Annotated in this window: 11 protein-coding genes; 8 read left to right on the plus strand and 3 right to left on the minus strand. The window is 45.2% G+C overall.

What is annotated here, in order from left to right; genetic code table 11:
• Positions 1-63: 63 nt before the first annotated feature.
• The 3 genes from tnpC to ACO1B7_RS00915 all read right to left on the minus strand — a co-directional run bounded on the left by tnpC (position 64) and on the right by ACO1B7_RS00915 (position 2,437).
• Positions 64-1,647: an IS66 family transposase gene (gene tnpC / locus ACO1B7_RS00905; RefSeq protein ID WP_423089681.1), complete on the minus strand. Its 1,584-nt coding sequence runs from the start codon at positions 1,645-1,647 to the stop codon at positions 64-66.
• A 74-nt stretch (positions 1,648-1,721) separates the two neighbouring features.
• Complete coding sequence (gene tnpB / locus ACO1B7_RS00910; protein WP_000618091.1) at positions 1,722-2,057, minus strand: IS66 family insertion sequence element accessory protein TnpB; 336 nt, start codon at positions 2,055-2,057, stop codon at positions 1,722-1,724.
• Complete coding sequence (locus ACO1B7_RS00915; RefSeq protein ID WP_262558981.1) at positions 2,054-2,437, minus strand: transposase; 384 nt, start codon at positions 2,435-2,437, stop codon at positions 2,054-2,056. The genes tnpB and ACO1B7_RS00915 overlap by 4 nt, the downstream gene beginning before the upstream one ends.
• A gap of 443 nt (positions 2,438-2,880) precedes the next feature.
• On the opposite strand from ACO1B7_RS00915, the gene ACO1B7_RS00920 reads away from it, so the two are divergent.
• The 8 genes from ACO1B7_RS00920 to ACO1B7_RS00955 all read left to right on the plus strand — a co-directional run bounded on the left by ACO1B7_RS00920 (position 2,881) and on the right by ACO1B7_RS00955 (position 14,370).
• Positions 2,881-3,756, plus strand: coding sequence for a MetQ/NlpA family ABC transporter substrate-binding protein (locus ACO1B7_RS00920; protein WP_005263086.1), 876 nt, complete (start codon positions 2,881-2,883; stop codon positions 3,754-3,756).
• Positions 3,757-3,832: 76 nt separating this feature from the next.
• Entirely contained in the window at positions 3,833-4,858 is a 1,026-nt protein-coding gene (locus ACO1B7_RS00925; RefSeq protein ID WP_004646694.1) for a methionine ABC transporter ATP-binding protein, read from the plus strand.
• Positions 4,855-5,550 (plus strand): methionine ABC transporter permease, encoded by a 696-nt coding sequence (locus tag ACO1B7_RS00930; RefSeq protein ID WP_004646692.1) that lies wholly within the window; start codon positions 4,855-4,857, stop codon positions 5,548-5,550. Before ACO1B7_RS00925 ends, ACO1B7_RS00930 begins: the two co-directional genes overlap by 4 nt.
• Before the next feature lie 357 nt (positions 5,551-5,907).
• Positions 5,908-9,480: a DNA polymerase III subunit alpha gene (gene dnaE, locus ACO1B7_RS00935; RefSeq protein ID WP_004646691.1), complete on the plus strand. Its 3,573-nt coding sequence runs from the start codon at positions 5,908-5,910 to the stop codon at positions 9,478-9,480.
• A 37-nt stretch (positions 9,481-9,517) separates the two neighbouring features.
• Positions 9,518-10,366 carry an RNA methyltransferase gene (locus tag ACO1B7_RS00940; protein ID WP_004646690.1) on the plus strand — a complete coding sequence of 283 codons (849 nt, stop codon included), beginning with the start codon at positions 9,518-9,520 and terminating at the stop codon, positions 10,364-10,366.
• Positions 10,366-11,175 carry a serine O-acetyltransferase gene (cysE, locus tag ACO1B7_RS00945; RefSeq protein ID WP_004279928.1) on the plus strand — a complete coding sequence of 270 codons (810 nt, stop codon included), beginning with the start codon at positions 10,366-10,368 and terminating at the stop codon, positions 11,173-11,175. The genes ACO1B7_RS00940 and cysE overlap by 1 nt, the downstream gene beginning before the upstream one ends.
• A gap of 117 nt (positions 11,176-11,292) precedes the next feature.
• Complete coding sequence (locus ACO1B7_RS00950) at positions 11,293-12,243, plus strand: ABUW_2363 family tetratricopeptide repeat lipoprotein (RefSeq protein WP_004646689.1); 951 nt, start codon at positions 11,293-11,295, stop codon at positions 12,241-12,243.
• Positions 12,244-12,363: 120 nt separating this feature from the next.
• Positions 12,364-14,370 carry an esterase/lipase family protein gene (locus ACO1B7_RS00955; RefSeq protein ID WP_423089682.1) on the plus strand — a complete coding sequence of 669 codons (2,007 nt, stop codon included), beginning with the start codon at positions 12,364-12,366 and terminating at the stop codon, positions 14,368-14,370.
• The last annotated feature ends 279 nt before the right edge of the window (positions 14,371-14,649 follow it).

A 14,649-nucleotide genomic window follows, 5' to 3' on the forward strand; every position in this document is an offset into this window, starting at 1 on the left:
ATATAAATAATATATTGTTTTAATTAATATTTTTGTAAGCGTCCGCTGAATCCCATACCAATTTTAATTCGATTTAGGTTTCCAGCAGTGTGGCAGCAATTCTTCAATTTGGGTCACTTTGTGTGTCGGCAGCCTTTTCAGCACATCACTTAAATAGGCATACGGATCCAAGCCATTCAGCTTTGCTGACTGGATTAACGTCATGATGTTTGCCGCTCGCTGACCACTGCGCAGCGAACCTGCAAACAGCCAGTTCTTGCGCCCCAACGCCCAGGGACGCATCTGATTCTCGACCCAATTATTGCAAATAGGTAGATTGCCATCATCCAGATAGCGGCTTAAGGCTGGCCAACGCTTCAGACTGTAATTGATGGCCTTGGCGGTTGGAGAACTCGATGGCACCGTCAGATAATGTTGGTTGAGCCATTCATACAGTTGTTGCATCACCGGTTGGCTGTGCTGTTGTCGGTATTCGCGGCGGTGTTCTGCTGTACTATCGGTCTTTTTCCTGAGTTCTGCTTCTATCGCATACAGTTTCTGAATCATCAGTAATGCCTGTTCAGCGACCTGACTTTTCCCAGTTACATGCAGTTCATGGAATTTACGACGTGCATGGGCCATGCAGCCCACCTCTATGACCTGGCCTGATTTAAAGCGTGCTTTATAACCACTGTAATCATCACAGACTAGATAACCCTGCCAGCCTTTCAAGAACTCTTCAGCATGCTGGCCTGAACGACTATCCTGAAAGTCATAGATCACCGCCTGAACTGGATTGTACTGTGTGGTGGCATAGGCCCAGACATAACCTTTCTTCGGTTTTTTATTATTCTCACCCATCCGCATGATGGTGACCGGTGTTTCATCTGCATGCAGCACCCGCTGTTGCAGCACCACCTCTTTTAAGGCATTGGCCAGAGGTTCCAGTTCTACACCGCAGCGACCTATCCAGTCAGATAAAGTTGATCTAGAAAGTTCGATTCCCGCCCGCTGATAGATCAGGCGCTGACGGTACAGCGGCAAATGATCGGCATACTTCGATACCAGCACATGGCTGAGCAGTTCAGGGGAAGCAATGCCTTTATCAATCACATAGGCAGGCATCGCTTGCTGAGTCAGGGTGTCACACTGATCACAGACCCATTTGCCACGCACATGCTGTTCCTTATAGAACTGTGCCGGTCTGAAATGCAGTTTTTCACTGATATCTTCGCCGATACGACGGAGTTGGCATCCACAACTGCATTGGGTTGATGCAGGTTCATGCTCGATGCGAATCGTAGGTAAGTGAGTTGGCAATGGACGACGTTTAGGTTTGTTGACTGTGGCTTTGTGTGTCGCTGCATCGGTTTTATCTGCATTTAGCCGTTCCAGTTCCAGATCAACCGCGGCAATATCTTCTTCAACCGCTTCGTCCCATAGATGGATTTGTTTTGCGGTGAGATGTTCGTTTTTACTGCCGAATTTGTGCTGTTTAAATAGTGCGAGCTCATGCTCGTATTTTTGATTGAGAATGGAAAGATGCTGAACTTTGGTATCTAATTGTTGGTTATCTTCTGCGAGTTGTTGATGCTGCATTGCCAACTGCTGGGTAAATTCCAGCAGTTGTTCATGGGTCAGTTGGCTTAAGTCAGGCAGCGTATTCATGACCGCAGTATGCCTGAGGTCATGAGAAGAATGAAATAGAACGTTTGGAGAATAGCAGAATGGAACAGCCTGGTTTAAAGCATCGTCACCACCTGCTGTCGTCCAATGCGCTGCCAGGGCAAACCTTGGATCAGTGCCTGTAACTGTTCCGGGCTGAGGGCCACGGTTTCACCTTGGTGAACTTGAGCCCAGTGGAATTTTCCCTGTTCCAGCCGCCGGGCACACAGCCAGATGCCCAGTCCATCATGTACCAACACTTTCATGCGATGGCCACGTTTATTACAGAACAGGTAAGCACAATGCGGTTTGATGTAGCCAAAGGCTCTCACCACCTGAGCCATGGTCGTATCCATACCTGCACGCATGTCCATGGGCTGAGTAGACAACCAGATTTCATCAATGCGGATCATGTTGCAAGTGCCTTGAGTAATTCTGCCAAGGCAGGTATTTCTGATGTCTGCCATTTTAGCTGAATATCATTATTCGTATGAGGCACGGTGATACACAACGTGATCCTCTCATCAATAGGTTGGCTGATTGCAGCAGTGTAAGGCAAAGCAATAAATGCTGGATTCACATGAGTAGGATCCTGCACGGCACCCTCATGATGGCTGAGGATCCTGATCCAACGACTGACAAGGTTGGCATTAATACTATGTTGCAGTGCGACCGAAGCGATCGAGGTATTAGGATTTTTGCAGGCATTGACAATACTGAGTTTGAATTCTTTGCTGTATGTTCTGCGTTTTTTAGCAATAGGAGGTGTTGCTGAATATATATCCATGTTCATGGATTAAGTCCCCACTTGTTTTTAGGTGGGGACTAAATTAAGGCTTATAGGATCGCTTGGTAAGGCTGTGTTAGCCGGATGCTTACATATTTTCTTTAAAAGATCTTTTTTTATATTCGCCTAAAGAGATAAGTAAAGCTTTTTTATCCAGTATATTGAATATAGATTTATTGCTATGATATCCGCAACTTCAGAGCACATAAACCTTGGCATGTACTTATGAAATATCTATTTTCTCTCTCCAAAATAGATTAAGTACATCAGATTTGGGCTGCCTCTGACTTGATCAAGTTCACCAGAACTGTTGCTGCACGCTTGCATCTTCCGATCTCAAGCCCTCCTCAGCAATGATCAATCCACCTACTTAGATCGTAATAAAACTCTTATTTAACACGATTTAAAAATGCTTATACTTTAGGCAAGAATAGAATTAGGACAATTTCATGAAAAAGTTACTTGGCGTTATCTTAAGTGCCTCTGTATTGACTTTAACTGGGTGTGGTAAACAAGAAGCGCCTGCCACTGATGCAGCGCAAAGCAAAGATGCTAATGGTCTTCAAACTGTAACTATGGCTTCGACCGGTTCAGATGCAGACGTATGGCGTTATATCGCGACCCTGCCTGAAACCAAAGCAGCCGGTATCAAACTTGATGTGAAAAATTTTACTGACTATGTGTCAATGAACACGGCAGTAGCCAACAAAGAAATTGATGTGAATGCATTCCAGTCTTATGCCTATATGGTGGCTTACAACGATGCCAACACAGCCAAAATTGTACCTCTATCTACCACTTATTTAGAGCCAATGGGTATTTACTCAAGCAAAGTGAAATCTTTAAACGAGTTTAAAACTGGTGCAACCATTGCTATTCCTAACGACGGCGCAAACGAATCACGTGCATTATTACTTTTACAATCAGCAGGCCTAGTTAAATTAAAAGCTGGTTTTGACAATGTCAAAGGTACAACTTCTGATGTGACCGAAAATGCAAAACAAATCGTGATTAAGCCAATTCAAATGGCGACTGCAGTACGTGTAAAAGATGAAGTTGATGCGATTGTGCTGGGCAATACCCTGGCAATGGAAGGTGGTTTAAACGTATTGAAAGATGCGATTTACTATGAGCCAATCGATCAAAGCACAAAAATGAATGTCAACGTATTAGCTGTTGCAGCAGACCGTCAAAACGATCCAGTCCTGCAAAAAGTGGGTGCGTTGTATCATACGCCAGCAGTAAAAGCATATGTTGATGAACATTTTGGTGGTACGAAAGTTGCGGTAAACAAACCTGTGACGTATTTAACTGAATCAAAATAGTACTATAATAGACTTTTAGAACAGGCAAGGACGATTTCTTGCCTGTTTTTTTATCCGTGATGCAGTTTTTGACACTATGATTGAATTTAAAGATATTTCAAAACAGTATGAGCTTAAGGGTCAAACCTTGCATGCCTTGAATCAGATTAATCTTCAGATTCCAACCGGCAGTATTTTTGGCATCATCGGTTATAGTGGTGCCGGTAAAAGCACCCTCATCCGTCTGATCAACCTGCTTGAGCGCCCAAGCTCAGGCCGGATTATCATTAACGGAACAGATTTTACCGCACTGGATGCCAAAGCATTGCGTCAAGAACGTGCCAGCATCGGCATGATTTTCCAGCATTTCAATTTAATGCAAACCAAAACCGTGGCAGCCAATATCGAAATGCCCATGAAACTCCTAGGCTGGAGCAAGGCAGAACGGGAAAAGCGCCTCGAAGAATTATTAGACTTTATTGACCTGAAACATAAACGTCATGCTTTTCCAGATGAATTGTCTGGCGGTCAAAAGCAGCGTGTTGGTATTGCCCGTGCCCTTGCCAATCATCCAAAAATTTTACTCTGTGATGAAGCGACTTCTGCACTTGATCCACAAACCACCAAATCTGTTCTACAGCTACTTAAAAAAATTAATGAAGAACAAGGCATCACCATTGTTATGGTTACCCATGAAATGGATGTAATTGAAACCGTGTGTGATTATGTCGCCGTGATGGAAAAAGGTGATGTGATTGAAACCGGCAGTACCTTACAAATATTCAGTCAGCCCCAGCACCCGACGACCAAGAGTTTTATTCAGACCGTATTACAGCAGCATTTACCAGTCAATATTCTGAATAATCTGGAAAACCAGAATCACAACAGTATTTATTGCCTGAAATTCCTTGGTAGCTCGGCACAGGAAACCGTGATTCAAGCGGTGATTAAACAGTTTGATATCAGTTTAAATATTCTGTTTGCCAATATGACCGAAATTAATGGCACGGTGATTGGCCAGATGTTTATTCAGCTACTGGGTGATGCACAAGAAATTCAAGCAGCAATAAAATTCCTTGAACAACACGGCGTACAAGTCGATCAGGCGGGAGTACAGGCATGAGAGATTTGATTGTACAGTGGCTGACGACGATCACTGCACCGTTCTGGAAAAGCTCCCTGTCGATAGATCAGTTCGTGACAGCGCTACAAGAAACCTTTCATATGGTGTTCTTCGCGATGCTGTTTGGCTGTATCTGGGGCTTTATTCAGGCGATTACTCTACTGGTGACCCGTCAGAATGGGATTCTGCCGAATCGTGTGATTTATCACGGTCTCAATCCGATTGTGAATGCGCTACGTTCATTGCCATTTATTATCTTGCTGATTGCGGTGATTCCACTGACCAAGTTAATTGTCGGCACATCGATTGGGACCTGGGCAGCGATTGTTCCATTGACCATTTATGTCGGCCCATACATTGGTCGCCTGATTGAAACATCTTTGCTTGAAGTGAATGAAGGTATTATCGAATCTGCCCAAGCGATGGGCGCGACGCCAATGCAAATTATCTTTAAGTTTATTCTGCCGGAAGCGCGTAGCTCACTGATTCTAAACTTGACTACTGCTACCATCAGTTTGATTGGTGCAACGGCAATGGCCGGTGCTGTCGGTGCGGGTGGTATTGGTGACTTAGCGATTTCTTATGGTTATCAGCGTTTTGATACCTCTGTAGTCATCATGACGGTGATTGTATTACTGATTCTAGTGCAGATTGTACAAAGCCTCGGTGACTGGTTATCCCGACTTCGTTAAGCTAGTTTTTATGTATGAATAAAGCCCTCTAAAAAGAGGGTTTTATTGTTTTTAATACTTACGATCCCTTTCTCATTATTTCAAAGTAAAGTCCTGCAACTATTTGATACGTGCCACGGCGACAGGAAGTCGCCCGTTCATTTGTGGCACATGGAAGTGCCATCAGATCAACAAAGGGGTTTTGTTACTTTTGTCCCGTCAAAAGTAAAAGAAAATATCTTCTAACAACTAACTAAATAATCAGCTTAAAAAATCAAATTCAAACTTGACCTAAAAGTTAGCCATTTCCCCTCAATTTCAAACTGAAACAATAAATCCCATGTTAAACTATTCAATGGTTTTAGCAGGGACTCATCTATGCACTTTGTTCATCTTGGTATTCATACAGAATTTTCGATTACTGAATCCATCGTACGGATACCTGACTTGGTCAAAGCTGCCGAAGAAGAACAGATGCCTGCCCTTGCGCTCACGGATCTTTCTAACCTGCATGCTGCCGTCAAGTTCTATGGCAAATGCCTGGGCAAAGGCATCAAGCCGATTCTGGGTTCCGAAATTCGCCTGAATGATGCCGAACATCGCATGACCTTATTGGCCATGACCAATACCGGCTGGCGTAACCTGACGGAACTGGTATCTGAAGGCTTTATCAGTGGCCAGCAACTGGATATTCCCTGCGTTCAAAAACAATGGATTTTAAATCAGCCTGAGGACATGATTGCCCTGCTCGGCATGCATTCCGATGTCGGCAAAATGCTGATGAGTTCAAATCCGCAAAAAGCGGAACCGCTGCTAGAAGAATGGGTCGAAAAATTTGGTAATCGTGTTTATCTTGCCCTGACCCGTACCAATCGTCCGGATGAAGATAACTTTATTCTGGAAGCCGTTAAGCTGGCAAAAAAATACAATATCGGTGTGGTCGCACATAATGATGTGCATTTCATGACCCGTGAAGATTATGAAGCGCATGAAGCACGGGTATGTATTGCAGATGGTTATGTGCTTGGTGACAACCGCCGCCCTAAAACCTATTCACCTGAACAATATTTCAAATCTGCTGAAGAAATGACGGCGCTGTTCTCGGATATTCCATCTGCGATTGAGAACACCTATCACATTGCCAAACGCTGTAATGTGACGCTGCAACTGGGCAAATACTTCCTGCCTGATTATCCGATTCCTGAAGGTCATACCATTGATACCTTCTTTGCACACTTGTCCAAAGAAGGTCTGGAAGAACGCCTGAATTTCCTGTATCCGCCTGAACAACGTGATGAAGACTGGCCAGAAATCCGCAAGCCTTATGATGAGCGTATCGAATACGAGATTAACATCATTAACTCGATGGGATTCCCGGGCTACTTCCTGATCGTGATGGACTTCATTCAGTGGTCGAAAAGTAACGGCGTTCCGGTCGGTCCGGGCCGTGGTTCGGGTGCAGGTTCACTGGTCGCCTATAGCTTAAAAATTACCGATCTTGACCCGCTGCGTTATGAACTGCTGTTCGAACGTTTCCTGAACCCGGAACGTGTTTCGATGCCCGACTTCGACGTCGATTTCTGTATCGCAGGCCGTGACCGCGTGATTGACTATGTAGCACGTACCTATGGCCGTGATGCGGTCTCCCAGATTGCAACATTCGGTACCATGGCGGCCAAAGGTGCGATTCGTGATGTTGCCCGCGTTTTGGGTAAATCTTATGGCTTGGCGGATCGTATCTCGAAAATGATTCCGACCAAGCCTTTAGGTCTAAGCCTGCTTGAGTCACTAGAAGCTGAACCCCAGCTTAAAGATATCGTCACCAATCCATCCAATCCAGACCATGACGATGCAGCCGAAATCTGGGAAATGGCACTGAAACTGGAAGGTATTACCCGAAACACCGGTAAACACGCCGGTGGTGTGGTGATCTCGCCAACCAAAATTACCGATTTCTCTGCGGTCATGTGTGATGCCGATGGTACCGGACGCGTGGCACAGTTCGATAAAGACGATGTCGAATCTGCAGGTCTGGTGAAGTTTGACTTCTTGGGTTTGCGTAACCTGACGGTGATTGAAGATGCGGTTAAAAATATCAATAAACGCATCAAAGCGGATAAACCTTTAGATATTGCTTATATCCCGCTTGAAGATAAAGACGCATATCTGGTCTTTGCTAATGCCAACACCACCGCGGTATTCCAGTTTGAATCCGTGGGCATGAAGAAGATGCTGAAAGAGGCACGCCCGAGCAAGTTTGAAGAAATTATTGCCTTCGTATCGCTGTACCGTCCAGGCCCGATGGATCTGATTCCTGACTTTATCCACCGGATGCATGGTGGCGATTTTGAATATCTGCATCCATTGCTTGAAGGCGTGCTAGAACCCACCTACGGGATTATGGTGTATCAGGAACAGGTAATGCAGGCTGCACAGTACTGTGCCGGCTATACCCTTGGTGGCGCGGACTTGTTACGTCGTGCCATGGGTAAGAAAAAACCGGAAGAAATGGTCAAACAGCGCCAGATTTTTATTGAAGGTGCATCGAAAAAAGACATTGATGAAGCCACGGCCAACCATATCTTCGACTATATGGAAAAGTTCGCCGGCTATGGTTTTAACAAATCGCATGCTGCTGCCTATGCTTTGGTTGCCTACCAAACTGCATGGCTGAAAGCACATTATCCGGCGGAATTCCTGTCTGCGGTATTGACCTCGGAGATGCAGAACACCGACAACGTGGTATTCCTGATTGATGACTGTCGCAAGAACAATCTGGAAGTTTTGCCGCCGTCAGTGAATATGTCGCTGTATCAATTCCATGCTATCGATGAGCAAACCATTGTCTATGGTCTGGGGGCGATTAAAGGCGTTGGTGAAGCGGCGATGCAGTCTGTGATTGACTCGCGTGCACAAGAAGGTCCATTCCGTGACTTGTTTGATTTCTGTCATCGTATTGACCTGAAAAAAATCAATAAGCGTACTCTAGAAGCACTGATTCGTTCAGGTGCACTGGATTGCTTGGGAATTGACCGTGCCGACCTGATGGCGCAACTGCCTGAAGCGGTTCAAGCTGCGGAACAGGCACGTTCCAATCGTGAAACCGGCATCATGGACCTGTTTGGCGAAGTTGAAGAAGTTCAGCGCAAGCCATCTAAGCCAGTCAAACCTTGGGCAGATGAAGTTCGCCTGAAAGGTGAGAAAGACACGCTTGGCCTGTATTTAACCGGCCACCCGATTGATGTGTATCGCAATGAACTAAAAGCCTTTGTGCCTAGTCAGATCAATGAGCTGACGCCGACCCGCCGTGGCGTGACCACCGTGTTTGCAGGATTGGTGGTGGATATTGCCAACTTTCCGAACCGGATGATGATGACACTGGATGATGGTACGGCACGGATTGAGATTTCAGCCAATCACGAACGCTTCAACCGCTTTAAAGAGATTATCCAGCTCGATAAAGTGGTGGTGATTGAAGGTGAAATTTATGAGCGTGAAGGCTTTGACCGTCCGATGGGACGCCTCACCAAAGCATTTAGCCTGAATGAAATTCGTCAGAAACGTGCCAATAGCATCAAGATTACTCTCACAGCCGAGCATTTCAGCAAGAGCTTGAGCCGTGACCTGCAGCAGATTCTGACTCCTTATTGTAATGTCGATATGTCAGCACATATTCCGGTGATTCTGTATCTGGACTATCCGTATGCCACGACTGAACTGCATCTGGGTCTCAACTGGAAAGTTGCCCCACTGGATGAGCTCTTAGCCAAATTGCGTGATTATTTTGGTAAAGAAGCCTTGCATATTGAGTATCAGGTCAAGTCCAAAGCTGCCAAAGCCGTGTCCTATGAACAGGCCAAGCCGGTGGATATTCCTCCGCCGCCTGCGGGCATGAGCATGGATGATGCACTGGAGCTGTATCAGGCTGAATCCCAGCCGCAATATTCATAAATCCTGATCTTTAAAACACCTTAAAATTGGAATCCTCATGAGTCAAATTGACAATGCTGCTGTTTCAGCACATCTCTCCCATGTGCGTATTGTCATGGTCAATACCACTTTACCTGCCAATATCGGCAGTGCCTTACGTGCCATGAAAACCATGGGCTTGTCTAAGCTGGTTCTGGTGGCACCGAAAACCTATCCGCATCCGGATATTGACGCGCTGGCCGCGGGTGCAACTGACCTGATCGAGCAGATCGAGATTGTAGAAACCCTTGAAGATGCCATTAAAGACTGTCAGATTGTATTCGGTACCAGCGCACGTAGCCGTACCATTCCCTGGCCGCTGTTAGATGTGCGCCCTGCCGCTGAAAAAGCCATGTCCGCCGTGGTACAAAATCAGCAGGAAGTCGCGATTCTATTTGGCCGTGAAGACCGTGGTCTGACCAATGAAGAACTGGCGATGGCCAATTATCATCTGACTATTCCTGTGAATACTGATTATGGCGTACTGAATGTAGCTCAGGCGATTCAGGTGATCTGCTATGAGATGCGCATGGCAACGATGAGTCAAATTGAACAGCCACGTGATGCTAAAGCGACCATGCAAGTCATTGATGGTATTGAAATGGAATGGGATGAACCTTTAGTCAATCATGCGCAGATGGAACAGTTCTATCCGCACTTGGAAAAAATGCTGGCAGAAATTGAATTTATGGATCCAAAAAATCCAAGATTATTGCCTTTACGCTTGCGTCGTCTCTTCGGACGTATACAATTAGATCGTATGGAATATCACTTACTTCGTGGTATTTTCAGCCGTGTTCAGGCATTGAATAACGGTACCTGGAAAAAATCTTCACACACATCATCACAGGACGAGGATCAAATCTAATGCTAAAACAGCTCAAAGAAGATATACAAGCTGTCTTTGCGCGCGATCCTGCAGCACGCAATACCTTAGAAGTCTTAACCACTTACCCTGGCATTCATGCGCTGATCATGCATCGCATGGCACATGAGCTATGGAACAAAGACTGTAAAGGAACTGCGCGTGCGTTGTCTTCGTTTAGCCGGTTTGCCACGGGCATTGAAATCCATCCGGGTGCAAAAATTGGCCGCCGTTTCTTTATCGATCACGGTATGGGTGTCGTAATTGGCGAAACTGCTGAAATTGGCGATGATGTCACCCTTTATCACGGTGTGACTTTGGGTGGAACGACCTGGAATAAAGGTAAACGTCATCCAACGCTAGAAGATGGCGTGGTAGTCGGTGCTGGTGCCAAGATTCTTGGGCCATTTACCGTAGGTAAAAATGCCAAAGTCGGTTCTAATGCGGTCGTTACCAAAGCGGTTCCTGAAAACGCCACAGCTGTGGGCAACCCGGCACGTTTTATTACCAAAGACAAACCCAAAGATGATGCTGAAGCCCGTCGTCGTGACTATGCCGAAAGTATCGGTTTCCAGCCCTATGCCGCGACTGAAGATCAGTCTGATCCGATTTTAGAAGGTATGCGGATTCTGCTGGATCGCATTCAGCAAAATGAAAAACGCATGAACAACTTGTGCAATCGTCTTTCTTTGTTAGATCCGACCTTTAACAAGCAGCAACAGGATGGCCAGCCTTTGAGCAAAAAAGAGTTGGAGATTCTGGAAGAAGCGCGCCGTGAATGTGAAGCGCAAACCAGCCAATCCAAGGCCTGAATATCACACTTCACTCTGTAACACGGGTTTACTTGCATGATCGTTATAGTTTTCATAGACTGACGATCATGCAATTTTTGAATAGATGTTTTAAAAATAACAGAATGGATGACTATTATGACCTTTAAGCCCTTGGCACTTGCTTGCTTAGCATTCACAATTACTGCGTGTTCAACCACTCCTCAGAAATCTGCTGAGAAACCTGTAGATCAAGTGGTTTTTGTAGAGCCTGAACTGAGCCCACCATTTTATGCTTTAAATCCATTCAATTATAATGAACCACCTGAATTTGAAGTGCATTTGAAAAAAGCTGCAGCGCAGCCTGTAACCAAGATGGTGGTGACGGATCCTAATGATCCATCCAAGCAACTGACCCTGGATGTGAATAAACTGATTATTCCAGTGGTAGATAGCAATACACGTGCAATGCGTTATGCAGCACTTGCCAATTCAAATGAAATCGATATCACCGAAATTGACGATTTCCTGCAAATGGTCGAAGGTAAGGCACGTCATTATCCACCACGTTTCAGCGATCGTCAGGAACGCCGTGGTTTTGAAGCCAAATTGCGTGAAGTCACCCGACAACTGGATACTTTAGCGGCCCGTCCAAATGCCTCTTTTGATGTGTTGATGCGTGCTTTTAAAGCCAGCGTGATGGCACGTAACCTGGATCTGGGTTCAGTTTATACCACCAATTCCCTGACCTATGCCCAGCGTATTCTCAAAATTAACCCGGATGATCCTGAAGTCAACTTCTGGTTTGGTTTTGGTCTGTCTGAAGGCGGTGGTCAACGTGAAGCCATCGCTTATCTGGACAAAGCCATGAAAGCTGGCGTTCAGGAGGCTTATCTTTCTGCAGCCAATAACTATATTGCATTAGAACAGAAAAAAAATGCCACTCAAACCTTGGCGAACTATAAGGTGAAATATCCGCAAGAAGCTGAAGTAGCCGACCGTCTGATTCAGGAAATTGAAAAAAATGGCCGCTGGAATGTTTGGCAAATTCTGCAAACATCAACACCCGCTCCGGCTACAGACCCAGCAACAGCACCGGTAACCCCATAATCAAGATTCACTTCAATTTGATTACAAATAGACTGCTACGGCGGTCTATTTTTATGGGAAAAAATTAGTAAAATACAAAACATTATCCCGCTTTATAACTTGAATTCAGTGAAAAGTTTTATGCACGAAAAAATAAATAAAAGATTAATGCTGTGCACTTTACTCATCACCAGCGTACTCAGCGGCTGTCAGGTGGTCAGTGTTAAGGAACAGGCGATTAATGTCACGCTGAACAATGAGCGTGACAGCATCTTGACCCGCGACAAGCTTAGCGAAGCCAGTCTGAATGTGTTGTCCATGACAGGTCGTGAAGCTCAGATCTGTATTGATCAGCCCGAAGAATGTGTGGAAGATCTGAAAAGTATTCCCCAGATTTTAGATGAACAATTGCTTTCTACAGCAAGTGAATTATATCTAGCCAACTCCTTACAAAATGCCAAGTCTGCCGAATGCAACACCGGTGTTTTAAACAAAACCCGATCACCGGAAAAACAGCAACAACACAAGCAGAATATCCAGAAATGTCTGGATCAGCAGCTCACTATGCTGGATAAAAGCATTCGTTATAGCTATGCCTATCTATTTAAAACCGAGCGTGCGCCGCAAGAGCGTATTTTTGATAACCGCCAGGTTCAGATTCGTGACTTTTATAACCTGGCGATTGCCTATCTGATTCAACGCTATGCTGAACGTTATAAAACCAAACAGTCCGGCCAGCGCATTCAGGTCGGTGATAGTGTATATACCATTGATCTGGAAAATTTTCCGCAGCTGAAAAACCAGACCATTGAACAGCTGATGTCCACCTATAACATGAACTTTTCCGGCCTGCGTTCTATCACCCGCCGTGATGGTTTTGGTTCAGAATTTTTAGTGGTCTTACCTGAAGCACAGCAAACCGAGCAGGATAAAAAATATATTGTCGATCCGCTCAAGCACAACTATCCAAATGGTATCAATCCAAACATTCATTCAGCCCGCTATCTGGCGACCACCATTACCGCTGTACCCAAATCCGCGAATTCGACGGAACAGATTTTATCTACTTCAGAGTTTCACCTGAAACTGTATGATCCTTATAAGCATGAAAAGATTAAGGTGGCTTCGAAAGAATATGCGCTAGCCGCCAACTTTTCCGCACCTTACGGTTTATGGCTGGCCGAGAACAATCTGGGGCGTTTAGCCTATCTGACGCTGATTAATCGCGAAGACAGTCTGAGCATGCCGCACCTGTACATGCTGGAACCTTATAATCCGGACAAGAAAGTGCTGGTATTGATTCATGGCCTGGCCAGTAGTCCTGAAGCCTGGATTCGTCTGACCAACGACATTATGGGTGATCCGGTATTAAGAGAAAATTTCCAGGTCTGGCAGGTATTTTATTCTACTAATATGCCGATTCTGGAAAGCCGTTTTCAAATTAATGCACTGGTTCAGCAAGGCTTTGCCCGGGTTGCGAACAATGCGCCAGCCAAAAAAGATGCGGTACTGGTCGGACACAGTATGGGAGGTGTAATTGCCCGTTTAATGGTCAGTCAGGCCGATATTACCCAAGATGCATTCAAGCTGGTACAAAATACCCGCATTGCCCAGTTTAAAGATAACCCGTTATTTAAAGCACGCCTGCAAATGCAGCCTATTCCGAACTTTAGCCGAGCCATTTTCTTAGCGACACCGCATCGTGGAACGGAATATGCCGACCGCTGGCACACCAAACTGGCCCGTAAAATTATCCGTATACCGGGCGCATTTTTGGGTGCCTTTGCCGATACCCTGCAAGGTGAGATCGGGTTAAACGAGTTTGTCAAAGAACTGGGGCATGACCTGATTCAAAATGGCCCAAGCGATCTGAGTGAAAATTCAAAATTCACGGCGTTGACCCAGGATATTCAGCCTTCTAAAGATATCAAATTTCACTCGATTATCGGCAATACCGTAGATACGCAAGACACCAAGCTCATGAGCGATGATATCGTTTCATATGAGAGTGCTTACCTAAATGGTGCTGTATCTAGCAAAGTCATTAAGGGTGGCCATTCGATTCAGGAAACGCCTGAAGCCGTACTGGAATTACGCCGGATTCTCAGATTACATCTGACCGATCTTGGTCTTTATGATCCGGAATAAACTATCGTCTTGATTGAGACTTGCCACCGCATGTTCGCATCCGGTGGTTTATTTTTTAAAATTGCAAATAATGCTGAATAAGAAGCCATAGCGACAGATCTGAGCGCTGACTTAAAGATTCATCTGGAATTTCATTTCTTTCTAAAAATTAAATTTGATAGACTTGCTGCAATACAGCTTTAAAGCTGAATTGAATCAGCAGATTCATTTCACATTTTCGATCTCCTGTGCTCAACCATGTTGGATTGGCCTGATTGAAAATGTGCTTTAAATTTTCCT

It is taken from the genome of Acinetobacter lwoffii (assembly GCF_049367455.1).
In the GTDB taxonomy this organism is placed as follows: Bacteria; Pseudomonadota; Gammaproteobacteria; order Pseudomonadales; family Moraxellaceae; genus Acinetobacter; species Acinetobacter lwoffii_W.